The organism is Kineosporia rhizophila, from assembly GCF_021277265.1.
Taxonomy (GTDB): domain Bacteria; phylum Actinomycetota; class Actinomycetes; order Actinomycetales; family Kineosporiaceae; genus Kineosporia; species Kineosporia rhizophila.
In genome coordinates, this window is record NZ_JAJSOH010000046.1 from 1 (window position 1) to 23,143 (window position 23,143).

General features: G+C 70.3%; 25 protein-coding genes. 14 read left to right on the forward strand and 11 right to left on the reverse strand.

Annotation, left to right across the window (positions count from 1 at the left end):
• On the reverse strand, positions 1 to 638 hold a 638-nt coding region (locus LWF15_RS33870; RefSeq protein ID WP_232815090.1), incomplete at its 3' end, for an NADP-dependent oxidoreductase.
• A 152-nt stretch (positions 639 to 790) separates the two neighbouring features.
• On the opposite strand from LWF15_RS33870, the gene LWF15_RS33875 reads away from it, so the two are divergent.
• Positions 791 to 1,264 (forward strand): MarR family winged helix-turn-helix transcriptional regulator, encoded by a 474-nt coding sequence (locus LWF15_RS33875; RefSeq protein WP_232815091.1) that lies wholly within the window; start codon positions 791 to 793, stop codon positions 1,262 to 1,264.
• A 42-nt stretch (positions 1,265 to 1,306) separates the two neighbouring features.
• Here the strand turns inward: LWF15_RS33875 and LWF15_RS33880 are convergent, their stop codons facing one another.
• Positions 1,307 to 1,690 carry a response regulator transcription factor gene (locus LWF15_RS33880; RefSeq protein WP_232815092.1) on the reverse strand — a complete coding sequence of 128 codons (384 nt, stop codon included), beginning with the start codon at positions 1,688 to 1,690 and terminating at the stop codon, positions 1,307 to 1,309.
• Positions 1,683 to 2,024 (reverse strand): helix-turn-helix domain-containing protein, encoded by a 342-nt coding sequence (locus LWF15_RS33885; RefSeq protein ID WP_232815093.1) that lies wholly within the window; start codon positions 2,022 to 2,024, stop codon positions 1,683 to 1,685. Before LWF15_RS33885 ends, LWF15_RS33880 begins: the two co-directional genes overlap by 8 nt.
• A 345-nt stretch (positions 2,025 to 2,369) precedes the next feature.
• Here LWF15_RS33885 and LWF15_RS33890 point away from each other — a divergent pair, with 345 nt between their 5' ends.
• Entirely contained in the window at positions 2,370 to 3,239 is an 870-nt protein-coding gene (locus LWF15_RS33890; RefSeq protein ID WP_232815094.1) for an LLM class flavin-dependent oxidoreductase, read from the forward strand.
• Here LWF15_RS33890 and LWF15_RS33895 read toward each other — a convergent pair.
• Entirely contained in the window at positions 3,236 to 4,267 is a 1,032-nt protein-coding gene (locus tag LWF15_RS33895) for a LacI family DNA-binding transcriptional regulator (RefSeq protein ID WP_232815095.1), read from the reverse strand. The two genes, LWF15_RS33890 and LWF15_RS33895, sit on opposite strands and share 4 nt — an antisense overlap.
• A 185-nt stretch (positions 4,268 to 4,452) precedes the next feature.
• Between LWF15_RS33895 and LWF15_RS33900 the strand changes: the two genes are divergently transcribed.
• From LWF15_RS33900 to LWF15_RS33915, 4 genes are all read left to right on the forward strand, one after another.
• Positions 4,453 to 6,360: a glycoside hydrolase family 127 protein gene (locus LWF15_RS33900; RefSeq protein ID WP_232815096.1), complete on the forward strand. Its 1,908-nt coding sequence runs from the start codon at positions 4,453 to 4,455 to the stop codon at positions 6,358 to 6,360.
• An 80-nt stretch (positions 6,361 to 6,440) separates the two neighbouring features.
• Positions 6,441 to 7,712: an ABC transporter substrate-binding protein gene (locus LWF15_RS33905; RefSeq protein ID WP_269811304.1), complete on the forward strand. Its 1,272-nt coding sequence runs from the start codon at positions 6,441 to 6,443 to the stop codon at positions 7,710 to 7,712.
• 5 nt (positions 7,713 to 7,717) lie between these two features.
• Entirely contained in the window at positions 7,718 to 8,665 is a 948-nt protein-coding gene (locus LWF15_RS33910) for a carbohydrate ABC transporter permease (RefSeq protein WP_232815098.1), read from the forward strand.
• Positions 8,662 to 9,516 carry a carbohydrate ABC transporter permease gene (locus tag LWF15_RS33915; protein ID WP_232815099.1) on the forward strand — a complete coding sequence of 285 codons (855 nt, stop codon included), beginning with the start codon at positions 8,662 to 8,664 and terminating at the stop codon, positions 9,514 to 9,516. The genes LWF15_RS33910 and LWF15_RS33915 overlap by 4 nt, the downstream gene beginning before the upstream one ends.
• Here the strand turns inward: LWF15_RS33915 and LWF15_RS33920 are convergent.
• Positions 9,480 to 10,580, reverse strand: a complete 1,101-nt coding sequence (locus LWF15_RS33920) for a M20 family metallopeptidase (protein ID WP_232815100.1) — start codon at positions 10,578 to 10,580, stop codon at positions 9,480 to 9,482. The two genes, LWF15_RS33915 and LWF15_RS33920, sit on opposite strands and share 37 nt — an antisense overlap.
• 125 nt (positions 10,581 to 10,705) lie before the next feature.
• Between LWF15_RS33920 and LWF15_RS33925 the strand changes: the two genes are divergently transcribed.
• The 3 genes from LWF15_RS33925 (at position 10,706) to LWF15_RS33935 (ending at position 12,842) form a co-directional block, all read left to right on the forward strand.
• A complete protein-coding gene (locus LWF15_RS33925; protein WP_232815101.1) occupies positions 10,706 to 11,122 on the forward strand; it encodes a VOC family protein in 417 nt (138 codons plus the stop codon).
• Positions 11,123 to 11,174: 52 nt separating this feature from the next.
• On the forward strand, positions 11,175 to 11,642 hold the full coding sequence (locus LWF15_RS33930; RefSeq protein WP_232815102.1) for an SRPBCC family protein: 468 nt from the start codon (positions 11,175 to 11,177) through the stop codon (positions 11,640 to 11,642).
• Between the two features lie 69 nt (positions 11,643 to 11,711).
• Positions 11,712 to 12,842 carry a DUF3500 domain-containing protein gene (locus LWF15_RS33935; RefSeq protein ID WP_232815103.1) on the forward strand — a complete coding sequence of 377 codons (1,131 nt, stop codon included), beginning with the start codon at positions 11,712 to 11,714 and terminating at the stop codon, positions 12,840 to 12,842.
• Here LWF15_RS33935 and LWF15_RS33940 read toward each other — a convergent pair.
• Entirely contained in the window at positions 12,839 to 15,082 is a 2,244-nt protein-coding gene (locus tag LWF15_RS33940) for a putative bifunctional diguanylate cyclase/phosphodiesterase (RefSeq protein ID WP_232815104.1), read from the reverse strand. The two genes, LWF15_RS33935 and LWF15_RS33940, sit on opposite strands and share 4 nt — an antisense overlap.
• Positions 15,083 to 15,263: 181 nt before the next feature.
• Between LWF15_RS33940 and LWF15_RS33945 the strand changes: the two genes are divergently transcribed.
• Entirely contained in the window at positions 15,264 to 15,638 is a 375-nt protein-coding gene (locus LWF15_RS33945) for a hypothetical protein (RefSeq protein WP_232815105.1), read from the forward strand.
• Between the two features lie 5 nt (positions 15,639 to 15,643).
• Here the strand turns inward: LWF15_RS33945 and LWF15_RS33950 are convergent, their stop codons facing one another.
• Both LWF15_RS33950 and LWF15_RS33955 read right to left on the reverse strand, forming a co-directional pair.
• Complete coding sequence (locus LWF15_RS33950) at positions 15,644 to 16,045, reverse strand: MmcQ/YjbR family DNA-binding protein (protein ID WP_232815106.1); 402 nt, start codon at positions 16,043 to 16,045, stop codon at positions 15,644 to 15,646.
• Positions 16,046 to 16,056: 11 nt separating this feature from the next.
• Positions 16,057 to 16,467 (reverse strand): helix-turn-helix transcriptional regulator, encoded by a 411-nt coding sequence (locus tag LWF15_RS33955; RefSeq protein ID WP_232815107.1) that lies wholly within the window; start codon positions 16,465 to 16,467, stop codon positions 16,057 to 16,059.
• Positions 16,468 to 16,559: 92 nt separating this feature from the next.
• On the opposite strand from LWF15_RS33955, the gene LWF15_RS33960 reads away from it, so the two are divergent.
• Complete coding sequence (locus LWF15_RS33960; RefSeq protein WP_232815108.1) at positions 16,560 to 16,970, forward strand: VOC family protein; 411 nt, start codon at positions 16,560 to 16,562, stop codon at positions 16,968 to 16,970.
• A 49-nt stretch (positions 16,971 to 17,019) separates the two neighbouring features.
• On the opposite strand, the gene LWF15_RS33965 is transcribed toward LWF15_RS33960, so the two are convergent.
• Positions 17,020 to 17,832 (reverse strand): SDR family oxidoreductase, encoded by an 813-nt coding sequence (locus LWF15_RS33965; protein WP_232815109.1) that lies wholly within the window; start codon positions 17,830 to 17,832, stop codon positions 17,020 to 17,022.
• Between the two features lie 84 nt (positions 17,833 to 17,916).
• On the opposite strand from LWF15_RS33965, the gene LWF15_RS33970 reads away from it, so the two are divergent.
• Together LWF15_RS33970 and trmB are read left to right on the forward strand one after the other, a co-directional pair.
• Positions 17,917 to 18,414, forward strand: coding sequence for a MerR family transcriptional regulator (locus tag LWF15_RS33970; RefSeq protein ID WP_232815110.1), 498 nt, complete (start codon positions 17,917 to 17,919; stop codon positions 18,412 to 18,414).
• Between the two features lie 7 nt (positions 18,415 to 18,421).
• Positions 18,422 to 19,099, forward strand: coding sequence for a tRNA (guanosine(46)-N7)-methyltransferase TrmB (gene trmB, locus LWF15_RS33975; RefSeq protein ID WP_232815111.1), 678 nt, complete (start codon positions 18,422 to 18,424; stop codon positions 19,097 to 19,099).
• Between the two features lie 44 nt (positions 19,100 to 19,143).
• Here trmB and LWF15_RS33980 read toward each other — a convergent pair whose 3' ends face one another.
• Positions 19,144 to 20,721 carry a serine/threonine-protein kinase gene (locus LWF15_RS33980; RefSeq protein WP_232815112.1) on the reverse strand — a complete coding sequence of 526 codons (1,578 nt, stop codon included), beginning with the start codon at positions 20,719 to 20,721 and terminating at the stop codon, positions 19,144 to 19,146.
• 420 nt (positions 20,722 to 21,141) lie between these two features.
• Here LWF15_RS33980 and LWF15_RS33985 point away from each other — a divergent pair, with 420 nt between their 5' ends.
• On the forward strand, positions 21,142 to 21,786 hold the full coding sequence (locus LWF15_RS33985; RefSeq protein WP_232815113.1) for a hypothetical protein: 645 nt from the start codon (positions 21,142 to 21,144) through the stop codon (positions 21,784 to 21,786).
• A 105-nt stretch (positions 21,787 to 21,891) separates the two neighbouring features.
• Here the strand turns inward: LWF15_RS33985 and mgrA are convergent, their stop codons facing one another.
• Positions 21,892 to 22,932 (reverse strand): L-glyceraldehyde 3-phosphate reductase, encoded by a 1,041-nt coding sequence (mgrA, locus tag LWF15_RS33990; RefSeq protein WP_232815114.1) that lies wholly within the window; start codon positions 22,930 to 22,932, stop codon positions 21,892 to 21,894.
• Between the last annotated feature and the right edge of the window lie 211 nt (positions 22,933 to 23,143).

The following is a 23,143-nucleotide window of genomic DNA, read 5'->3' on the forward strand; positions in this document are numbered from 1 at the left end:
ATCACGACGTCGAAGGGCCCTCCGACGGCCGCCGGTCCCGCGTCGAGATCCAGCGGACCGACCACCTGGCCGGCGCCGTAGGCGGTGAGACGCTCGGTGTGCTGCAGCCCGTCGACCGCGGTGACCTTCGCCCCGGCGTGGGCGGCGAGCTGGACCACGAGACTGCCCACCGCCCCGCCCGCGCCGTTGACCAGCACGGTCTGGCCGGTTCGGATGCCGGCCAGCTCGATCGCCGCCTGCCGGGCGGCGAGCCCGGTCAGGGGGAGCGCAGCAGCGTCGGCCAGGGCGATGCCACGCGGAGCAGACGCCACCAGATCAGCTGCGATCAGAGCGTATTCGGCCGCGCCGCCGGGTGCGTCGAGCGGGAACATGGCCACCACCTCGTCGCCCACCTGCAGCCCGCTGACGCCCTCGCCGATCTCGGCGACGGTGCCGGCCAGGTCGAAGCCGGGGGTGATCGGCAACGAGGTGGGGATCATCTCGGCCAGGACGCCCAGACGGACGTGGTCGTCGACCGGGTTGAACGAGGTGGCGGCCACCTTCACCAGCACCTGGCCGGCGGCGGGGACGGGGCGCTCGATCTCTTCCGGGCGCAGAACTTCGGTGCTGCCGAACTCGTGGTAGCGGATCGCCTTCATGACACTCTCCCGAGAGGGGGGGAACCGGCCTGCTGGCCGATTCTTCACACTTGCCTGGGCAAGTGAAAAAGAGTCTGGATGACTTGCCTGGGCAAGTCAAACGAGATGCTGGGGAAAGGCCGGCACCGGCCTGGTCGCCTAAGCTGCGGGCCATGACCGACCCCGCCCGCTGGCTCGACGACGATCAGCAGAACCTCTGGCAGGACCTGCTCACCGTGGCGATCGCGCTACCCGCCCTGCTGGATCGTCAGTTGCAGCGGGACGAGGGGGTGTCCAACTTCGAGTACAGCGTGATGGCCCGGCTGTCGATGGCGGGCGCGCAGACGATGCGGCTCAGCGAGCTGGCCCTGCTGAGCAACAGCACCCTGCCCCGGCTGTCCAAGGTGATGACGCGGTTCGAGCGCCAGGGGTGGGTGACCCGGCGTCCGGACCCGGACAACGGGCGCTACACCCTGGCCACGCTCACCGAGGCGGGCCTGGACAAGGTACGCCGGTGTGCGCCGGGCCATGTGGAGGAGGTGCGCAGGCTGGTGTTCGAGCCGCTCACGGCCGCCCAGCAGCGCCACCTCGCCACCGCGCTGGCCCGGATCGCCGGGCCGGTGCGCGAGCAGCTCGAGGCCGGCTGACCGACCGGTCGGCCGGCCCGCTGGCGTGGTAGTGGTGAGGGGTCAGGGGATGAGCCGGAAGCGCCGGGCCGACTGCACCGCGCTGTAGCGGTTGGTGGCCTGGAGCTTGTGCATGGCCGTGCGCAGGTAGCCCTTCACCGTCTCGGTGCTCACGCCCAGGCGCTGCGCGGCCTCGCTGTTGGTGGCGCCTACCCCGACCACGGCCAGCACGTCGATCTCGCGGCCGGTGAGGTGCTGCGGATAGCCGGGCTTCAGGGGGCGGGCACCGCCCTCGAGCAGCTTGGCCGACATCCGGTGCAGCCGGTCTTTCTGCTCCGGGTCGGCGGTGGCCCCGGCCTGACAGCGCAGGGCGGCGAAGGTGCGGCGCACCTCTTCCAGCCGGGCCGTGGTCTCGGCCGGAATCGTCAGCTCGGGCAGCTCAGGCACGGGAGACGCTGTCGCCGGAGGGCTCCGCGGTGCCGAAGGCGGCGAGCAGACCGGGGGAGAGCCCCAGGTGCGCGCCCGCGAAGTCGAGCCGGGCCCGGGTCTGCCTGAGTGTGCTGGCCGTGAGCCGGGAGATCTGGCTGACGCTGTAGCCCTGGGCGGCCAGGCCGAGCACCTGCCGTTCGGCCGCCGACAGGCGCAGCACCGCGGCCTTGGACACGTCGAGGACGTCGAAGGCGCCGCTCGTCGGGACGATCTCGGGCGGCAGGCTACTGCCCGGGAAATCTCTTGCCAGACGGCGTATCTCGAACACGATGCTGGAGACGGGCTCGCGCATGAAGCATTACCTCCCCGTGGCCGTAGGCACCATTACAGGCACGCACCGGCGGGAAGTCAACCACCACGGCCGTCCGATTTGCACGATTTCCGGATGACGGCGATCGATGTCAGTGACTGGGCGGTAAGCCTTTTCGTTCTGCCGGCCGGTAGCCGCTCAATCGATGGTCGGCGCGTTGCGTCGCGTCCGCAGCCAACGCAGGAGGTCACGAACGCGGTCGAAGACGTAGCCGGCGATGAACAGGACGATGGGGTAGACGGCCCAGTGCTGCCAGTTGTCCCGCGGCCACCACTAGCCTGGGGGCCGGTTTCGGCCAATCCGTACCCACCGGCACCAGGGAGCACTGTGAAGCACGGCGTCACCATCCTCACCGACCAGTCCTGGGCGCAGGCCCGGCCGCTCTGGCGGGCCGCCGAGGACCTGGGCTTCGACCACGCCTGGACGTACGACCACCTGGTCTGGGGTGGGCTGCCCGACTCCCCGTGGTTCGCCGGCCTGCCCATGCTCTCCGCCGCCGCCCTGGTCACCGAGCGGATCGAGCTGGGCACGGCGGTCTGCGCCCCCAACTTCCGGCACCCGCTGTCGCTGTACCGCGAGGCCCAGGCCCTGGACGACATCTCCGGCGGCCGCTTCGTGCTCGGCGTGGGCACCGGGGGCGACCTGGACTCGCGCATCCTCGGCCTGCCCGACCTCACCGTGAAGGAACGCGTCGACCGGTTCCAGGAGTTCACCGACCTGCTGGTGCGCCTGCGCTCAGAAGACCACGTCTCGGCCGAGGGCCGCTGGTTCTCCACCCTCGATGCGCGCACCCTGCCCGAACCCCGCAACCTGCCGTTCGTGGTGGCGGCCAACGGCCCGCGCGGAGTGCGCTACGCCGCCCGCACGGGGGACGGCTGGATGACGCTCGGAGCGCGGGCGCAGAGCCTGGACGAGTGGCTCACCGGTCTGGCCGGGCTGACCAAGATCTTCGAAGAGGCTCTGGCCACGGCCGGGCGCGAGGGTGCACCGGTGCGGCGCTACCTGATGCTCGACGCGCCCACCATGCGTCCCGAGGTGCCGTTCTCGCTCAGCAGCGTGGGCGTGTACCAGGAGATGACCGGCCGCGCCGGTGAGCTCGGCTTCACCGACGTGATCACGCACTGGCCCCGGTCCAGCGGCCCCTACGAGGGCGACGTGAAGATCCTCGAAGCGGTCGCGGCCCAGCTCTCGGCCTAGGACTCACGCACCACCAGATGCCCCGGCACCGTATGGGTCCCCGGTGCCGGGGAACCGTCGATCGCGGCGATCAGCAGTTCGCCCGCGCGCCGGCCCAGTTCGTGCAGCCCCAGGTCGACCGTGGTCAGTGGGGGGCGGGCGGCCTCGGCGCTGATCACCCAGTTGTCCACCCCGACCACACCCACTTCCGTAGGTAACGTCACCCCGGACTCGCGCAGGGCGTCCGTCGTTCCTCTCGCAATGACGTCGGCCCCGCAGAAGATGCCGTCCACGTCCGGGTCGCTGCGCATCAACTGCCCCACCGCGAACCGCCCCCAGGCCTCCGACCAGCTCCCGAACCAGGGATCGCCGACCAGTTCGAGCCCGTGCCCGCGCAACGTCTCGATCGCACTGGCCGCCCGCACCCGTGAGGAGGAGTGCGAGTGCGGGCCGGTGATGTGGGCGATCCGCCGGCGCCCGGTCCGCACCAGGTGGTCGATCGCCAGCCGGGCCGCACCCGGCTCGTCGCTGGTCACGCTGATGTCGTCCGGGTCGTCGCTGGGGGCCAGGGCGTAGACCACCGGCACCGGCAGGTTGGTGCCGATCGGGGCCCGGGCGTCGGTGCGCCGGCCGGCCACGATGATCCCGTCGACCCGGCGCTCCAGCAGGCGCCGGATGTGGTGCTGCTCGCGGATCGGGTCCTCGCGGCTGTCGCACAGGAAGGCCAGCATCTCGCCCAGCCCCAGCGCGTCCTCGGCGCCGCGCATGATCGGGATGCTGAAGCGGCCGTAGCTGTCGGTGGTGATGATCCCGACCGTGAACGTGCGGCCGGTGAGCAGGCTGCGGGCCACCGTGCTGGGGGCGAACTCCAGCTGCTCAGCGGCCGCCCGCACCCGGGCCCGGGTCTCTTCCCGCAGATTCCCCCGGCCGTTCAGCGCTTTGGAGGCGGTGCCCACCGATACCCCGGCCAACGCCGCCACATCGGCGATGCCGGCTCGCCGGGGTGCGGCCCCCGGCCCGGAGCGCGGGGTGCTGGTCTCACTGCTCATCGGATCAGCTAAACAGGAAACCGTTGGTCCGGCAAGAAACCCGGCCGTCGGCCGTTCAGTGACGGGTCTTGACCACTTCGAGGCACAGGCCTACGTTTTGAGCGAGACAAACGGTTTCCTGAATTTTCCCGGCGACGGAGCCGGCAGCATCGCTCCGTTGGCCGGTCCCGATGAGAGGCGTCACCTTGCCCCTTGAGACCGAGCACGTGGCCCAGGGCCCGGCCGTTCCCCGCCGGCCCGCCACCCTGACCCCACTGGCCCTGCGCTCCGCCGAACTGCACCCACAGTCGCCCCTGGGGCGCTGGCAGTCGCTGAACGCGGCGGCGACCATCCCGCACTGCCTCGAGAATCTCGAGGCCACCGGCGCCGTCCAGAACTTCCGGAGGCTGGCCGAGGCCGGTCCGGAGGGCCCGCAGGGCAAGTTCGCCGGACCCTGGTTCGCCGACACCGACCTGTACAAGACCCTGGAGGCGATCGGCTGGGAGATCGGCCGCACCGGCACCGCCACCTGGAACGACCTGCTGGCCGAGCTGGCCACCCTGATGGAGAAGACCCAGGCCGAGGACGGCTACCTCAACACCTACGTGCAGGGTGTGGAGGGCGAGGAGCCTTTCGCCCACCCCGACTACACGCACGAGCTCTACTCGGCGGGCCACCTGATCCAGGCCGCGGTGGCCCTGCACCGCGGCAGCCAGGACCGGCGGTTCCTGCAGATCGCCACCCGACTGGCCGATTTCGTGGCCAAGCTGGACGACGGCGAGGGCAACCCGATCATCGACGGGCACCCCGAGGTGGAGACGGCGCTGGTCGAGCTCTACCGCGAGACGGGCGAGAAGGACTACCTCACCGCCGCCGAACGGCAGATCGACCGGCGCGGCCACCGCTCGCTGGAGCCCGGCCGGTTCGGCTCGCTGTACTACCAGGACCACCTGCCGGTGCGCGAGAACGTCGAAGCCCTGGGCCATTCCGTGCGTCAGCTGTACCTGGCGGCCGGGGCCACCGACGTGTACCTGGAGAACGGCGACGAGTCGCTGCTGCGCGCCATGGAAAAGCTGTGGGACAGCGCGTTCGGCACCAAGATGTACATCACCGGCGCCCACGGCTCCCGGCACCGCGACGAGGCCTACGGTGACCCGTTCGAGCTGCCGCCGGACCGCGCCTACGCCGAGACCTGCGCCTCCATCGCGGCTTTCCAGTGGTGCTGGCGCATGCTGCTCGCCACCGGTGAGGCGCGCTACGCCGAGGAGATGGAACGGGCGCTGTTCAACGGCATCGCCGCCTCGACCTCACACACCGGCAAAGCGTTCTTCTACTCCAACCCGCTGCAACTGCGCACCGGGCACGAGGGTTCCGACGAGGACTCGCCGAGTGAGCGCCTGCCCTGGTATGGCTGCGCCTGCTGCCCGCCGAACATCGCCCGGCTCATCGCCTCGCTGCAGGGCTACGTCGCCACCGGCACCGAGGCGGGGCTGCAGCTGCACCTGCTGCACGCCGGAACCTACGCGGCGCCCGGGCTTTCGGTGACGGTCGAGACCGAGTACCCGTACGACGGGGACATTGTGCTCACGGCTGTGGGGTCGGGGGAGCTCAGCGTCCGGATCCCGGCCTGGGCCACTGGTGCCACCGCCGAGCGTGGCGATAACAGGCTCTCGCTGGAGTCGGGGCAATACTGGCGCACCGAGGTCGAGGACGGCGACCAGATCCGTCTCACCCTGCCCATGCCGCCGACGCTGGTCCGCGCCGACGACCGGGTGGACGCCGTGCGCGGCAGCCTCGCCGTGACCCGGGGCCCGCTGGTCTTCGCCGTCGAACAGGCCGACCTGCCCACCGGCGTCCTGGTCGAGCAGTTGCACCTCGATCCTTCCGCACCGATCACGGTCGAACGAGTCACGGAAGACCTGACCCCGGTGCGCCTGCGCCTTTCCGGGATCGCCCGGCCTCTGGAGCCGGCGCTCTACGCCCCCTACTCCACGGGGACGGCGACGTCGGAAGACAGCGTCTCCCCGACGTCCATCGATTTCACTGCCATTCCCTACAGCGCCTGGGCCAACCGTGGGCCGGGAGCCATGCGGGTCTGGCTCCCGGTGCTGTAGGGCAACGTTCGCCTCCTTCTCCCAGCCCGCGCTCCAATGAGGGGGCGCGGGCGGAAAGCGAAGTCGTCATGGTCGCAACAATGAGGTTCGTGGCAGCAGCCGCGGCCGCCGCCGTCGCCCTGGTCGGGCTGGCCGGCTGCGGCGGCGGGGACGATGAGACCACCAGCGCGAGCGACAAGCCGGTCGGCACCGCGACGCTGTGGGCCCGGGACAGCCAGAAGGGTTTCATCAACCTGCTGGCCGACACGTACAACAAGTCGCACGAGGGGCAGGTCCGGGTCTCGGTGATCCCGGCGGCCAGCTTCGTGCAGAAGTTCGGCACCGCCGCGGCCTCCGGCTCGGGCCCCGACATCGCCTCGATCGACCTGGTCTACCTGCCCTACTTCGCCTCCAAAGGGGTGCTCGACGACCTGACCCCGGTGCTGGAGGAGCTGGAATGGAAGGACGACCTGAGCCCGGCCCACAAGGAACTGGCAGTTTTCGAGGACAAGACCTACGCGCTGCCGTTCACGGCCGAGGCGTCGGTCACCTTCTACAACAAGGATCTGTTCAAGAAGGCCGGCCTGGACCCGGAGAAGCCCCCGGCCACCTACGACGAGATGCTCGAGGCGTCCCGGGCGATCAAGAAGCTCGGTGAGGGCCACTACGGCTTCGTGATGGCCGGATCGTGCGGCGGCTGCAACATCTTCGAGTTCGCCCCGCACGTGTGGGCCAGCGGCGGCGAGGTGCTCTCCGAGGACGGCAAGACCGCGCAGTTCGACAGCCCGGAGGTCACCGAGGCTCTGCAGTTCTACCGCACCATGTGGGAGGAGGGGCTGATGGCGCCCTCGTCCAAGACCGACAACGGCAGCACCCAGGGCGGCACGTTCCAGAGCGGCAAGGTCGGCATGGTCAACCTGGGCGCGTTCTTCGTGCAGACCCTGGCCGCCGACAAGAAGATCGACTTCGGCGTCGCCCCGATCGTCGGCCGGGACGGCGGCACCGCCTCGTTCGCCGGTGGCGACGAGATCGCGGTGACCGCCGGGGCCAAGAACAAGGCGGTGGCCTACGACTTCGTGAAGTGGGCGACCGGCGACGAGGCCCAGACACTGCTGGCCGACAACTCGATCGTGCCGGTGCGCACCGACCTGGTCGAGACCGTCTACGGCGTGGACGACGAGCGCTACCAGGTGCTCGGCGAGTCGATGAGCACCGGCCGGACCCCGTACAGCGTGGTCGAGAACGAGATCATCAACGACAACAACGGCCCCTGGGCGACGATGATCAACAAGGCGGTGTTCGGCGGCGGCGACATCAGGGCGGCGCAGGACGAGGCCCAGAAGGCCGCCCAGGCCATCATCGACGCGGGCTGAACGGGATGTCCGCCACCACTGTGAAGCCGGCCCCGGTCGCCGCCGGTGCCCCGCGGCGGCGCCCGGGCCCGCGCCTGACCCAGCGCCGTCGCCGTCAGCTCGCCGGGCTGGCCATGGTCTCCCCGGCCCTGCTCGTCGTCTTCGTGTTCTTCCTGGTCCCGCTCGTGATGACGTTCTGGATGAGCCTGCACGACTGGCCCCTGCTGGGCGAGCACAGCTGGGTCGGTCTGGAGAACTACCGGCTGGCCCTGAAGGACGAGAGCTGGCTGGACTCGGTGGTCTTCACGCTCAAGTACACGCTGTTCATCACCCCGCTCCTGCTCGTCGCCGCGCTGGCCCTGGCCTTCCTGATCAACCGCCCGGGCCGGCCCGCGAGGGTGTTCCAGACCATCTTCTTCCTGCCCGTGGTGATCGGTTTCGCGGCCGCGGCCTACCTGTGGCTGTACCTGACCCAGCCCGGCCTCGGCCCGCTCACCGACCTGGCCGTCCACCTCGGCCTGGGCACCCGCGAGTCCAACTGGTTCGACACCTCCACCAGTGCCCTGACCGTGGTGGTGCTGATGGTGGTCTGGAAGATGACCGGCATGCAGATGATCCTGCTGCTGTCCGGCCTGCAGTCGATCCCGGCCGAACTCACCGAGGCGGCCCGGATCGACGGGGCCGGGCCGTGGAAGTCGTTCGTGCACGTGACGCTTCCGCTGCTGCGCCCCACCCTCGCCCTGGTGCTGGTGTTCTCGGTGGCCGGTTCGCTGCTGGCCTTCGACCAGTTCTTCATCATGACCTCCGGCGGTCCCTCGAACAGCACCATCACGGCCGTCTACCAGATCTACCGCACCTCGTTCATCAACTTCGACCTGGGCTACGGCGCGGCGCTCTCGGCCATGCTGATGATCGTCCTGGCCATGGTCAGCGCCATGCAGATGCTCCTGCTGAGGAAGACGGACCTGTCGTGAGAACCCTGCTGGAAGTGCGCCGTTCGCTACCGCGGGCGGCCTGGTGGGCGGCCTGCCTGAGCGTGGCCGCGATCGTGCTCTACCCCCTGTGGATCATGCTGTCGCAGTCGCTGAAGAGCTCGGCCGAGGCCACCGAGAACCCGCCCACGCTCTACCCCCACGGGCTCTCGCTGGACAACTACCAGGCGCTGGGCAACACCGGGGCGGTGGGCATCTGGACGCACGTGGGCAACAGCGTGCTGGTCTCGGCCGGGGCCACCGTGCTCACCATGGTGCTCGCCACCCTGGCCGGATACGGTTTCGCCAAGCTGCGTTTCGCCGGCAGCGGGGTGCTGTTCTTCCTGATCCTGGCCACCTTCATGATCCCGTTCCAGGCGATCATCACCCCACTGTTCTCGATCCTGCACACCCTGGGCCTGAACAACAGCCTGCTCGGCCTGGTGCTGGTGTACACCACCTTCCAGTTGCCGTTCGGGATCTTCCTGATGCGCAACAGCTTCGCGGCGCTGCCGGCCAGCATCGAGGAGGCGGCGTTGATCGACGGCTGCGGCTACCTGTCGGCGATGACCCGGGTGATGCTGCCGGTGGCCGTGCCCGGCCTGATCAGCACCGCCCTGTTCACCTTCTTCACCTGCTGGAACGAGTTCTTCGCGGCGCTCGTCCTGGTCACCGACGAGGCCAAGTTCACCCTGCCGGTCACGCTCACCGTGCTGGCCTCCAACCAGCTCGGCACGATGAACTGGGGCATCATGCAGGCCGGGGTCGCGGTCACGGCGATCCCGTGCATCGTGCTCTACCTGGTGTTGCAGCGCTACTACGTGGCGGGGCTGGTGGCCGGCGCCGTCAAATAGCGCACCAGATGGGCCGTGAGGCGGGCGCGTTCGGCCATCGCGCCGACCACGATGTACTCGTGGTCGGCGTGGGCGCCCCCGCCCACGGCCCCGAGCCCGTCCAGCGTGGGCACACCCAGCGCGGCCGTCAGGTTGCCGTCGCTGCCGCCGCCCACCGAAATCCCTTCCAGGTTCGCATCGAACTGGCGAGCGACCCCGAAAAGGTGCTCAGACACCTCCTCAGGCATCGGTGGCCGACTGAAACCACCCGCAACCGCGACCTTCGCGCCCGCCCCGACCGCCCGCAGACCCGCGAAAGCAGCCTCGATCCGCGCCGTCTCATCGGCCGAGGCGACCCGGACGTCCACAATGATCTTCGCCTCGGCCGGAACCACGTTGCTGGCCGTGCCCGCCGAAGCCATTGACGGCACCACCGTCGTACCCAGCTCGGGCCGGCCCAGAGCAGCGATCGCGAGCACCTGATGCGCCGCCTCGACCAGCGCGTTCACGCCCGCCTCGGGCTCCAGCCCGGCGTGCGAGGCCCGCCCCGTGATCGACACCTCGAACGTGCCGCACCCCTTGCGCCCGGTCTTGAGTGCACCGCCTTCCCCGGCCCCCTCGAAGACCAGCACCGCCCCGCACTCCTGGGCCAGCTGCTCGATCAGCTCCCGCGACGCCCCCGAACCGACCTCCTCGTCCGACGTGACCAGCACCTCGACGCCGCTGAGGTCGGGGAGCAGGGCCAGCCCGTGCACGGCCTGCACCAGCCCGCCCAGCATGTCGAAAGTGCCCGGACCGTAAGCCTTGCCGTCTTCGACCAGGAACGGGCGCCGGGCCAGCGTCCCGATCGGGAAGACGGTGTCGTGATGCCCGAGGATAAGCACCCTGGGTTCGCCGCCGCCCGACCAGCGGATGTGCGGTCCGGCCGCGCTCTCCACCAGAACCGCCTCGCCGCCGAGCCGCTTCTGCAGGATCTCGGCCACCACACCCGCCGAGGCCTGGAGCGCCTCGAGGTCGCCGGAGGGGGACTCGACCTCAACCAGCTGGCGTAGGTCGTGGAGCATCGCGTTCACGTCGGGCTGCATGCCGGAGATGCTAGATGGAGGCCCCGGACAGGGCCGCCCCGGTGGCTGGGGCGGCCCGGCGATGAGTTTCGTTCGGTGGTGCGGTCCTGATATGCGAACGCTTTACCTACCTGAGGAGTCGGCTCGTGAACTACACCCTGGAAGTCGTCAATGTCCCGGTCGCCGACATCGACGTGGCCAAGGCCTTCTACGGCGAGAAGATGGGCTGGCCGGTCGATCACGACGTGGCCCCCGCTCCCGGGGTGCGGTTCGTGCAGATCACCCCGCCCGGCTCGGGGTGCTCGATCGTGCTGGGTGGGTCCTCGGGCATGGAGCCGGGCTCGCTGAAGGGTCTGCAGCTGGTGGTCGCCGACATCGTGGCCGCGCACGCCGAGCTGAAGGGGCGCGGGGTGGAGGTGGGGGAGGTGCAGGCGATCGACGGGGATGTGGCCAAGCTCGAGCAGGGCGGAAAAGCCCTGGACAACGTGGGTTTCGTGTTCTTCAGTGACCCGGACGGCAACGGCTGGGCGATCCAGCAGATCTCGGCGCGGGCCGATGTGTAATAGTCATTGAAGGCTCTTGCTCATTACGGGCACAGCTGGCACGCTGGCCGGTATGGGGAACGAGAGATTCGAGATTCAGCGGCGCATCGCGGCGCCGGCCGGGCAGATCTTCGAGGTGCTCACCGATCCGCACGGGCACGTGCGGATCGACTCCTCCGGCATGCTCCAGTGGGCCGAGGGCGAGCGGGTGCGGCAGGTGGGCGACGAGTTCGTGGTGCACATGGACCGGGAGTCGCTGAACGACCTGCCGATGGGCAAGTACGAGGTCACGGTGATCATCACGCGGCTGGTGCCCGGGCAGGAGATCGAGTGGACGATCTCGGGCACCATCCAGCCGCCGATCGAGCACCTGTGGGGCTACACGCTGCAGGCCGAGGAGGGCCGCACCCTGGTCACCGCCTACTACGACTGGAGCCGGATCCGGCCGGAGTACCGCGGCGTGGTGAACTTCCCGATCATCCCCGAGGCCGGCCTGCGCGCCACCCTGGGCATTCTCGCGCGCACCGTGGAAAAGCACTGATGGGCCGACCAGCGCTGGGAGCGTGGGCAGGCGTTGAGGAGCACGGTCGGCGGACGTAGCGTGAACGGCGTGACCAATGGGGATCTCGCGGCAGTCATGGCCGAGAACGCGCGCGCCTGGCTGGGCAGCCTGAACGCGGCGCAGCGGGCGCAGGCGATGTGTCCCTGGCCCTCGGACGAAGAGCGGCACCGCTGGTACTACACGCCGACCGACCACGGTGGCCTGTCGCTGACCCAGATGCGGCCGGGGCAGCAGGGGTTGGCCATGCGGCTGCTGGCCAGCGGCCTGTCCGATCCGGGGTACGTCACCGTCTCCACGATCATCGGTCTGGAGAACGTGCTGGACAAGGCCGACGGGTGGGAGGTCGACTGGGGGCGGGCGCGGGGGCGTGATCCGCAGCAGTACTGGCTGCGGATCTTCGGTGACCCGCACGAGGCGGGAACTCGTGGGCCGTGGTCGTGGCGCTTCGGCGGGCACCACGTCTCCGTGCAGCACCTGATTCTTGATGGTGCCGTGCAGGCCAGCACCCCCTGCTTCCTGGGAGCCGACCCCGCCTCGTCCCCGTTTCTTGGTGGTCTGTTCCTTCGTCCTCTGGGGGCCACGGAGGATCTGGCGGGGGAGCTGGTGCGCTCGCTGGACGGAGAACAGGCGGCCAGGGCGGTGCTGGCGCCGGTGGCGCCCGTAGACCTGGTCACTGGGAACCGTCCCAAAATTGTGGACGGGGACGACGTGATGCCTTTGGGGGAGCTCTGGCGCAGCCGTTTCACCGCGCCCCGCCTCCGGGACTCCGTGGAGGCCGTGCACGAGATGGCGGAGGTCAGGGCGGGAACCCGGCCGGAGCACCGTGAGGCCGTGCGTTACTCGTCCCAGCCCAAAGGCATTCCGGCAAGCTGGCTGTCGGCCGATCAGCAGACTGTGCTGCGTCGGCTGCTGGGTACGTTCATCGACCGGGTGCCCAGGTCCCTGGCCGAACGGGAGGCCGAGAAGTACGCGGGGAAGCGTTTCGACGGGGTGCACTTCGCCTGGGCGGGTAGTCAGGAGCCTGGGCAGCCGCACTACTTCCGGCTACAGGCGCCGGGCCTGCTGGCGGAGTGGGACAACACCCAGCGCAACGGCAACCACGTGCACTCGGTGTGGCGGGACCCCGACAACGACTTCGGGGACGACGTGCTGGCCCGGCACCTGGCGCAGTTCCACTAGCGGGCCGGCTCGCTCGCGATCCGGGCCTCCCGTGCGGGCAGGGGGCGGCCCAGGTAGTAGCCCTGGGCCAGCTCGCAGCCGATCCGGGACAGGCGCTGCAGCTGTTCCTCGGTCTCCACCCCCTCGGCCACCACGTCCAGGTTGAAGGCGTGGGCCGCGGTGATCATCAGCGCGACCAGCGCCTGGGTGGCCGGGTCGTCCGAGCGCAGGAAGCTCTGGTCGATCTTGAGGGTGTCGACCTGGAGCTTCTGCAGCTGGCCGATGCTGGTGTAGCCGGTGCCGAAGTCGTCCAGACTCACCGTGACCCCGAGGGCGCGCAGGTCGCGCAGGTGCGCGTCGGCGGTGGGCTCGTCCATGAGGACGGTCTCGGTGATCTCCAGGACCAGCCGGCGGGCGTCCAGACCGCTGTCGTGCAGGGCGCTGCGTACCTCGTCGACCAGCGACTTGGAGGCCAGGTGGCGGGCCGAGATGTTGACCGCCACCGTGACGTCGTGGTGCCCGGCCGGGTCCTCGCGGGTCCACTCGGTCAGCTGCTTCGTCGCCCGCCCGAGCACCCAGCGGCCGATCTCGCAGATCAGCAGGCTCTCCTCGGCGGTCGGGATGAACTCGTCGGGCGGGACCAGGCCGCGCTGGGGGTGCCGCCAGCGGATCAGCGCCTCGTACGAACGCAGCCGGCCGGTGGCCACGCTCATGACCGGTTGGTAGTGGAGCTCGAACTCGCCGCCGGACAGGCCGGTGCGGATGTCGTGCTCGAGTTTGGCCCGGGCCTCCAGCTCCGAGCGCAGCGCCTGGTCGAAGATCTCGGCCCGCCCCCGGCCGTTGCTCTTGGCCCGGTAGGCGGCCAGGTCGGCGTCCTGCAGCAGCTGCTCGGCGTCGATCTGTCCGTCCCGGGCCAGGGCGATCCCCACGCTGGCCCCGATCGAGGCCTTGCCGGCGGCGGTCATGATCGGGACGCTGACCGCCTTGACCAGCCGGTCGGCGATGTCGATCAGCTCGGCCGGGGTGGGCACCGGGTCGATCAGGACGACGAACTCGTCGCCGCCCTGGCGGGCCAGGACGTCCCCGGCGCGCAGCACGCTCTTCATCCGGTCGGCGGTGGTGCGCAGGACCTCGTCGCCGGCGGCGTGGCCGAGCTGGTCGTTCACCCGTTTGAAGAAGTCCAGGTCGACGAAGAGCAGGGCGACCTCGCTGCCCGAGCGCCGGGCCCGGTGCATCTGGGCGGACAGCAGCTCCATCAGGTAGGCGCGGTTGGGCAGGTCGGTGAGGTGGTCGTGGGCGGCCTGGTGGGCCAGGTCGTCGCGGAAGGCGTCGCTCTGCCGGGTGGAGGCCACGAGCTGGCGCATGGACAGCCACATCCGGGCCGGTACAAGCACCGACAGCAAGAAGGAGGCGACCGCCAGGGGCAGGTGACTGTCCTGGTGGTCGTTGAGGTAGTCGATGAGCAGGATCGTGGGCACGACCAGCAACGCCGCGTACATGCCGAGCAGCCACAGCGGAGACAGCAACGTCTCCTGGCTCGGGGCAGGGGGTTCGGGCCTGCTGGCGGCCCGCACTCCGGCCCCCGTCCAGCCCGCGTACATGGTCAGATAGCCCATCGAGAACAGGCGGTCCTGGAAGTTGAGCGAGGAGTCCGACAGTCCGAACACGGTGTCCGCGATCAGCAGGGCCGCAATACTCAGGGCCAGCCAGCGGGAGATGACGGCGTCCAGCACCGCCACCGGGCTGGTGATGATCCAGACGATCAGGGCCAGCAGCAGCATGTTCATCACGGGGTAGGCCAGGCTGGTGAACCAGACCAGTTCGCCCGGTGGGCCGAGATGGTCTCCGAGCGCTATCCACAGCACGAGCCCGCCGGCCACGGTGACCACGGCGGTGTCCAGGACTCCGCTGACCGTGAGCGGCCGCCCGCGCTGCAGCAGCACCAGCCCCAGGCTCAGTGCGCCGTAGCCGAGCAGATAACCCAGGTCGCCCAGCGAGGGATACGGCTGCGGGGAGCCCGACCACCGGTACCAGGCCTGCACGCAGTCCCCGGCCAGGATGAGCGTGCCCCCGATGCCGAACATGTGCCAGGCGGTGGTGTGGGCGCGGTCGTTGTGGGCGGCCAGCATCAGGGCGCTCATCGCGACCAGGCCGACCAGGATCTCGACGACGTTGCGGCCCAGCCCGGCGGGGACCAGCCAGTAGACGACCACCAGGGTCGCGACGACCAGGGCGTAGCGTCGCCCGAGACCCATCCCCATGGCGGATGCTTCGGATCATGCGCGCTTCGGGAAGAGCCGGCCGGGCGCACCGTCATCCGGGTGGCGCAGCAGTCTCCGGTGGGTCAGAAGGTGCAGCATTAGCACCTTTCCCGCTCAGGAAAACCCAATTGGGGACGAAAGACCTCTACATACCCCGGTTGCCCCGCTCTACCGTGGACTCATGGACGCCGGCTACGAGCTCCCGCTTCCCGCCGCACAGATCACCGAGCGTTTGAACGTGCGCGAGCGCATCCCGCTCAGCGCCTGGTCGCTGCGGGTCACCGAGGTGCGGCTCGTGCCCCGGCCGGAACGGGTGCCCCTGGTCGAGCTGACCGTCGAGATCGGCGAACACCGTTCCGGGGCAAAGACTTCCGGGGTGGGTCGGCTGCAGCGGTGGAGCGTGCGGTTCGTGCTCGACGGCCGTTCTCTGCAGCCCGGCGCCCTGGCCGCCCCACTGCTGTTGCTGCTGCGGGTGCGGCTGGAGGACTGGTGGCTGAACCGGGCCGCGTACCCGCAGGCCGATGCGCAGCGCCTGGACACCGACAGCGAAAGCTGAGGCGATCAATCGTCCTCAATCTGAAGGCCTTTGAGAGCCTGGGCGGAAAGGCCGGGGCGGGCGGCGCGGGGGAGCGTGTCCACCACCAGGGTGTACGAGGTGCGCACCAGTTCGTCCACCAGGTCCTCGGCGACCTGGTCGGTACCCCGCAGCGAGATCCAGTGCTTCTTGTTCATGTGGTAGCCGGGGAAGACCGCGCCGGCGAACTCCTCCTGCAGGGCCAGGCTGTGCTCGGGTTCGCACTTCAGCGTGACCAGATGCTCGCCGCGCAGCTCGGTGGCCAGGAAGAACACCTTGCCCACCACCTTGGCCACCTCGTGCTCGGGGCCGAACGGGAAACCGAACTCGGCCTCGGGCAACGCGGTGGCGATGCGCACGGCCAGGGTGCGGAGGGTTTTCCCGTCCATAATTCGGCAGTTTACGAAGGCTGGCGGTGACGCACCGGGCGGGTGTGGATCTTGGCGATGCAGGGCGCGACCCCGGCCCCGTCAGCGTGCTCGGCGCGGGCCTTGTAGGCGCTCGGGCTCTCGCCCACCAGTTCGGTGAAGCGGGAGCTGAAGGTGCCCAGCGAGGAACAGCCCACGGCCAGGCAGACATCGGTGACGCTGAGCTCGCCGATGCGCAGCAGGGCCATCGCCCGCTCGATCCGCCGCGTCATCAGGTAGCTGTACGGGGACTCCCCGAACGCTGCTCTGAAGCTGCGGGAGAAGTGGCCGGGGGACATGAGCGCGAAGCGGGCCAGCGCGGCCACGTCGAGGGGCTGGGCGTAGTCGCGGTCCATCTTGTCGCGGGCCCGGCGCAGCCGGACCAGATCCTCCAACGACGTCATACCGACCAGCATGGCACTTCCGCGCCCCAGGGCGCTGCACCGGTCAGGAATCGAGAAGCGCTGGTCACAGCCACGCGACTACGTTGAGCGGCATGGACATCACCATTCACCAGACGTTCCTGCCGCACACCGACCCGGAGGCCTCGCTGGCCTTCTACCGCGACGTCCTGGGTTTCGAGGTACGCCTCGACGTCGGCTACGAGAACATGCGCTGGATCACCGTGGGGCCGGTGGCCCAGCCCGGCACCTCGATCGTGCTCTACCCGCCCGCCGCCGACCCGGGGATCACCGAGGACGAGAAGCGGGTGGTCGCCGAGATGATGGCCAAGGGCACCTTCGCCAGCATCAACCTGGCCACCAAGGATCTGGACGGCACTTTCGAGAAGCTGCAGGGCGGCGACGTGGACATCGTCCAGGAGCCGACCGACCAGCCCTACGGCGTGCGGGACGCGGCGCTGCGGGACCCGGCCGGGAACCTGATCCGGCTGCAGCAGGTCAGCTGAGGACATCGACGGACGGGGGGCCTCCCGGCGGACAGGAGGCCCCGCCCGGTCAGGCGTCCACCGACGTGGTGACCTCACGCTGCGCCTGCAGTTCCGCCAGCCGGGACTTCAGGGCGTCTTCGATCTGCTGGTAGGGGCCGGACCCGAGGGCCAGGCGGCGCGGTGCGGGGGAGACGTCGGCGACGGCGATGAACGCGTCGGCCACCTTGCCGGGATCCACCCAGGCCAGGCCGCCTTCCTGCAGAGCCCGCCGGATGTCGCCGGAGGGCGTCCGGTCGTACACCGCGGTGGCCGGGGCCGTGTCGAGGGCGGCGCCGAAACCGGTCTGCGAAGGCCCCGGTTCGAGGATGGTGAAGTCGATCCCGAACGGTTCGACCTCCTGCGCGACCGACTCGACGAAGCCCTCGATACCCCACTTGCTGGCGTGGTAAGCACTGAAGTTGGGGTAGGCGATCTGCCCGCCCTCCGAGGCCACCTGCAGGATCCGGCCCCCGCCCTGGGCGCGCAGGTGCGGCAGGGCGGCACGGATCACGGCGATCGAGCCGAGCAGGTTCACGTCGATGACGCGGCGGATCTGCGCGTCGGTGAGTTCCTCGGCCGCGCCGAAGATTCCGTGGCCGGCGTTGCTCACCACCACATCGACCCGCCCGGCGGTGAAGGCCTGGTCAGTGGCCGCGCGAACCGATTCTGCGTCGGTCAGGTCCATCTGCACCGTGCGCAGGCGCTCGTACTTCGCCGCGAGGTCGTCCAGGGCCTCCGGCCGACGGACCGCGCCGATCACTGTGTCCCCGCGTTCCAGAAGCCTTTCCGTCATCAGCCGGCCGAACCCTCCGGAGGCGCCGGTGATCATCCAGGTACTCATGTCTGCTCAGTCCTCTCGATGGCGACCTGGTAGACGCTAGGAGTTCGAGTGGACTCGAGGACAAGCCCGCTTAGGCTGGATTCCGTGACCACCACTGCGGAAGCGATGAGCATCGGTGAGCTGAGCGCCGAGACCGGTCTGAGTGCGCACACCCTGCGGTTCTACGAGCAGGAGAACCTGTTCGTGAATCCGGTGGCGCGCGATTCCACGGGCCGGCGCGTCTACGGCCGCAGCGACGTGCAGTGGCTGCAGCTGCTCACCCGGCTGCGCGACTCCGGCATGCCGCTGGCCGACCTGGCGCGCTACACCGAGCTGGTGCGCGCCGGCGAGGGCAACGAGCAGCAGCGCATCGAGCTGCTGCGCGAGCACCAGGACAAGGTGCGCCGGCAGATGGACCGGCTGGCGGCGAGCCTGGAGGCGGTCAGCCGAAAGGTCGAGCTGTACGAGAGTGCGCTGGCCGGCGGCCACCCCGACCGCCCCTGGCAGGACGGCGAGGGCGATTGCGTGGTGCCCGCGCCGCCGGTGCGCTCGGGGCGTCAGCAGCCCCCGAAGTTCACGGGGCATGCCCGCAGCGGCGGATAATGTCCAGGTGACCGATACCTTCGTGCCTCCCGCCGTGCCCTCGTACAAACTGCGCAGGGGACGCATGGGGCTCGTCCGGCGCGAGGCGATGGATGCGCACTTCTCCCGCTTCCAGGTGCCGGAGGGCCCGCTCGACCTCGGGGCCCTGTTCGGCCCGGGGGTGCCGGTGGTGCTGGAGATCGGGTTCGGGACGGGCAGCAGCACGTTGAGCATGGCTGCGGCCGATCCGGCGACCGGCGTACTCGCGGCCGACGTGCACACCCCCGGGGTCGGCAATCTGGTGCTGGCGCTGGTCGAGGGCGGCCTGGAGAACGTGCGGGTGCTCAACGGTGACGGCGAGGAACTGCTGCGCAGCCGGATCCCCTCAGGCAGCCTGGCAGGGGTACGGGTGTACTTCCCCGACCCCTGGCCGAAGGCCCGCCATCACAAGCGCCGCCTGGTCACGCCGCGCTTCGCCGCCCTGGTGGCCGACCGGCTGGCTCCGGGTGGGCTGCTGCACTGCGCCACCGACTGGGAGCCGTACGCAGAGCAGATGGCCGCCGTGCTCCGGGCCGAGCCGGGGCTGGAACTGCAGAACGACGGCGCGGTGGAGCGCCCGGCCTGGCGTCCGGTGACCAAGTACGAGGCCCGGGGGCTGGCCAACGGGCACCGGGTGGCGGACTTCCTGGCCCGGCGGCCGGCCTGACGAAGAACGGCCGGGTGCTTCCACCCGGCCGTTCTTCGTTTGCTCTAGGGGTTGCCCGCGGCTCCGCCACCGGTGTCGCCGGTGGGCTCGCCGCCCGTGTCCGGCGTGGTGGTGGTCGGGTCGGCCGGGGTGGTGGTCGGCGGCGGCGCGTCGGTGGTCACCGTCGGGTCGGGCGCGGCCGTCGTGGTCGGGGTGACCGTCGGCTTGGACGTGACCGTCGGGTCGTCGTCGTCATCGGGCACGTCGTCGTCCGGGGTGTCCGAGTCGGAGGGCTTCGGCCCCGTGGTGCGCGAGGGCCCGGCGGTCGCGGTCCGGGTGGTGCTGCCGCTGGGGATCACCACCGTGCCGTCGGGCCGGGTGGTCGCGCCGGCCGTGGGGATGTTGTTCGGGGCGGTGGCCGGCACCGTGCGCAGCTTGCCGTCCTTGTCCTTGATCACGGTGGACGAGGCGCTGGCGGTGGGGGCCAGGCCGCCCTCCTCCTGCGAACCGGAGACGTTGGCCGCCGGATCCTCCTTCTGGCCGCCGTCCTGGTTCAGCATGATGACGCCGCCGACCACGACCGCGACCAGCAGCACCGCGCCCCCGGCGGCCTGCGCGAAGATCGGTGTGCGCCACCAGGGCTGCTCGCCCCGGTGCGGCTCGCCCCGGCGCTGCTCGGGCGGTGCGATCACCGGGTTGCCGCGCCCGGCGGTGGCCGAGGCCACCTGGTCCATCAGGGCGTCGTAGGCGCTGTTGGCCCCCAGTTGCGCGGTGAGCGCGATCTCGGCCGGGGTCTGCATGCCGGTGGGCGGGGTGCTGCGCGGCAGGCGGGTGACCGGCTGGCCGGTGCGCGCGGCGATGGCCACGTGCTTGGCGTTGGGCCGGTCCTCCGGGTCCTTCTCCAGGCAGGCGTCGATCAGGTCGCGCAGCTCGGCGGAGTGGATCGGCGTCATGTCGACCGAGGCGTGCACCGTGCGGTAGAGCATGGCGGTGGCCGGGCCGGTGCCGAAGGCGGGCTCACCGGTGGCCGCGTAGTAGAGCAGGGCGCCCAGGGAGAAGATGTCGGTGGCCGGACCGACCCGCTTGCCCACCGCCTGCTCGGGCGACATGTAGGCGGCCGAGCCGGTGATCTTGCCGGTGCTGGTGACCGTGCTGGCCTCGGCGGCCCGCGCGATACCGAAGTCGATCACCCGGGGCCCCTGCGGGGACATCAGGATGTTCGAGGGCTTGAGGTCGCGGTGGATCACGCCCGCGCGGTGGATCTCGGTCAGCGCGTCGGCCACGCCGGCGGCCAGGTCGAGCACGTCGTCGGGGTGCAGCGGGCCGGAGGCCTCGATGGTCTGGAGCAGATTGCGGCCCTCGACGTACTCGGTGGCCATCCACGGCAACCGGGCGTCGGGGTCGGCGGTGAGGACCTCGGCGGTGTAGGTGCCGGAGATCCGGCTCGCGGCCTCCACCTCGTGCCCGAACCGGCGCCGGAACTCCGGGTCGGTGGCGAGGTACTCGTGCACGACCTTGATCGCCACGAGACGGCCTTCGGGGGCCTCGCCGAGGTACACGGTGCCCATGCCACCGCCGCCGAGACGCCCGACTACGCGGAATTCACCGATCTGCTCCGGATCCCCGGGCCGGAGGTCGTACACGTCGAGTCTTCTCCTGAGTTCGGCTGATGCCGTGCCTGCGACAGTAGGTGCACACTATCGGGCGGGTGTGACCGTCCGCAGGCGAATTCGCCGATCCGGACACAACCCTGACATTGAGTTATCTCTCGCCTGAGGGTCGGGTCGGCTTGCGGGCCGCGCCGGGTGCCGATGGGATCACTGAGTGACCTCCCCGACGGCTCAGGGTGATCTTCCGGGTGATCCCTGAGTATCTCCAGCGGCCCACCGCACATCATCAGAGATGTCATCCGTAGGAGGACGCCCGGGCGGCGTAGTACGACTCACGTCGTACCCGGGAATGCTCCCCCAGGCGGATGTGCTGGGTAGTTGCAGGTAGCAGGCTTATGCAGGCCGGCGGACGGCATCGGGCGGTCCGCGGCACGACCTTGGGGGAACTTCCTGATGTCCGAGACCATCGCCGACGTCGCCGTCGGCCACGCCGGTCACGACCAGGCGGGCAAGGCCGGAACCACCGACGAGCGCACCGACACCGTCCGCGAGACCGTCTACGAGTACGCCACCGTGCAGGCCCCGCGCCGGCTGGAGTGGGTCTACCGCGACGCCTACCGGCACCTCGGCTGGCTGCTCGACGCCTTCGACCCCGATGGCTGCCGCAACCCCGCTCTGGTCACCCTGCGTTTCCGCCGCGACCTGGCGCTGCCGGGCCGTGCGGCGCTGGCCGGCCTGCAGCGCGAGTGCGACGAGGCGCTGGCCGTGATCGCCGCCCGCGAGCGGGTGCGCACCTCACTGGTGCACTCGTCCACCGCCCTGTCCGGCATCGTCGGCGCCGGTCTCGTGGCGGGGGCCGCGCTGACCCTCGACGACGGTGACCTGCTCACCCCGGTCCTGCTGGTCGCGCTCGGAGTGGTGGTGTGGCTCATCGGAGTGATCGGCCGCCGCCACCTGGCCGAGATCGCCGCCGCCCGGTTCGGGCTGGGCATCGAGAAGGAGTACGCGGTTGTGCTGCGCACGGGCGAGCAGGCCGCGCAGCTGCTGGCCCGCGCCGGCGCTGCAGACCGGCTGGAGCTGATCCCCGCGCAGCCGTAGGGCACCGGCTGCGAGCTGATCGTGGCGCCGCCGTAGGCAGCGGTACGCGCCGAGCGGCGCCCGGGTGTGACCACCGCAGCGGTGATCACACCCGGACGACCGGAGTCAGGAGCGCTCGGCCCCGGTCCACGGCCGGGTCACCTTGACCGCCTCGGCCAGCACGCTGTCGATCCGGCCCAGTTCGTCGGCGGCGATCTCCAGGTTGCCCAGTGCCGCCACGTTCTGCTCCAGCTGCTTCACCGACGAGGCGCCGATGATCAGCGAGGTCACCCGCTCGTCGCGCAGGGCCCAGGCCAGCGCGAGCTGGGCCAGCGTCTGGCCGCGTTCCTCGGCGATCCCGGACAGCTGGCGCAGCCGGCCGATCAGGTCGTCGGTGATCTGGCCGGCGTCGAGGGACTTGCCCTGGGTGGCGCGGGAGCCCTCGGGGATGCCGTTGAGGTAGCGGTCGGTCAGCAGGCCCTGCTGCAGCGTGCTGAAGCCGATCACGCCGAAGCCCTCGTCGTGGGCGGCGTCGAGCAGGCCGTCGTCCTCGATCCAGCGGTTGAGCATGCTGTAGGAGGGCTGGTGGATCAGCAGCGGCGTGCCCAGCTCGCGCAGCAGCCCGGCCATGGTGCGCGACTCCGCGGCGGTGTAGCTGGAGATGCCCACGTACAGCGCCTTGCCGGCCCGCACCGCGGCGTCGAGCGCCGAGGCGGTCTCCTCCAGCGGCGTGGTCGGGTCGAAGCGGTGGGAGTAGAAGATGTCCACGTACTCCAGGCCCAGCCGCTCCAGCGACTGGTCGAGCGAGGACAGCATGTACTTGCGGCCGCCGCCGCCCTGGCCGTAGGGGCCGGGCCACATGTCGTAGCCGGCCTTGGAGGAGATGACCAGCTCGTCGCGGTAGGGCTTGAGGTCGGTGGCGAACAGCCGGCCGGCGTTGATCTCGGCCGAGCCGTAGGGCGGGCCGTAGTTGTTGGCCAGGTCGAAGTGCGTGATGCCCAGGTCGAACGCCCGCAGCGCGATGTCCCTCTGCACGGCCCAGGGCTTGTCGTCGCCGAAGTTGTGCCAGAACCCCAGCGAGAGCAGGGGCAGGTCGAGCCCGGAACGACCCGAGCGGCGGTAGCGCATGCTGCCGTCGTAACGGGCGGGATCGGGGCGATACGTCATCAGGGCGCTCCATCGTTCGGGTACTTGGCCAGAAGCGGCCTCGGTCATTGTGACCGGTCCGGCCGACGGGCCCGGCCCGGGGTATCCCCCGCACGGGCTACCCCGCGTCAAGTGCCGATCCACGTTCGCCGACCGCATTCGTGTGACACCGGAACGTAGAGGGAGCCCAGCAACGGCCACAGGAGCCGGGGCCACGCAGAGCACGGCGCCC

What these genes read in the sequence shown, in the direction of transcription:
- LWF15_RS33875 (WP_232815091.1), top strand. Translation starts at nt 791, where the DNA reads ATGACCGACCCCGCCCGCTGGCTCGACGACGATCAGCAGAACCTCTGG.
- LWF15_RS33885 (WP_232815093.1), bottom strand. Translation starts at nt 2,024, where the DNA reads ATGCGCGAGCCCGTCTCCAGCATCGTGTTCGAGATACGCCGTCTGGCA.
- LWF15_RS33895 (WP_232815095.1), bottom strand. Translation starts at nt 4,267, where the DNA reads ATGAGCAGTGAGACCAGCACCCCGCGCTCCGGGCCGGGGGCCGCACCC.
- LWF15_RS33905 (WP_269811304.1), top strand. Translation starts at nt 6,441, where the DNA reads ATGAGGTTCGTGGCAGCAGCCGCGGCCGCCGCCGTCGCCCTGGTCGGG.
- LWF15_RS33910 (WP_232815098.1), top strand. Translation starts at nt 7,718, where the DNA reads ATGTCCGCCACCACTGTGAAGCCGGCCCCGGTCGCCGCCGGTGCCCCG.
- LWF15_RS33920 (WP_232815100.1), bottom strand. Translation starts at nt 10,580, where the DNA reads ATGCAGCCCGACGTGAACGCGATGCTCCACGACCTACGCCAGCTGGTT.
- LWF15_RS33930 (WP_232815102.1), top strand. Translation starts at nt 11,175, where the DNA reads ATGGGGAACGAGAGATTCGAGATTCAGCGGCGCATCGCGGCGCCGGCC.
- LWF15_RS33940 (WP_232815104.1), bottom strand. Translation starts at nt 15,082, where the DNA reads ATGGGGATGGGTCTCGGGCGACGCTACGCCCTGGTCGTCGCGACCCTG.
- LWF15_RS33945 (WP_232815105.1), top strand. Translation starts at nt 15,264, where the DNA reads ATGGACGCCGGCTACGAGCTCCCGCTTCCCGCCGCACAGATCACCGAG.
- LWF15_RS33950 (WP_232815106.1), bottom strand. Translation starts at nt 16,045, where the DNA reads ATGGACGGGAAAACCCTCCGCACCCTGGCCGTGCGCATCGCCACCGCG.
- LWF15_RS33955 (WP_232815107.1), bottom strand. Translation starts at nt 16,467, where the DNA reads ATGACGTCGTTGGAGGATCTGGTCCGGCTGCGCCGGGCCCGCGACAAG.
- LWF15_RS33960 (WP_232815108.1), top strand. Translation starts at nt 16,560, where the DNA reads ATGGACATCACCATTCACCAGACGTTCCTGCCGCACACCGACCCGGAG.
- LWF15_RS33965 (WP_232815109.1), bottom strand. Translation starts at nt 17,832, where the DNA reads ATGAGTACCTGGATGATCACCGGCGCCTCCGGAGGGTTCGGCCGGCTG.
- LWF15_RS33985 (WP_232815113.1), top strand. Translation starts at nt 21,142, where the DNA reads ATGTCCGAGACCATCGCCGACGTCGCCGTCGGCCACGCCGGTCACGAC.
- mgrA (WP_232815114.1), bottom strand. Translation starts at nt 22,932, where the DNA reads ATGACGTATCGCCCCGATCCCGCCCGTTACGACGGCAGCATGCGCTAC.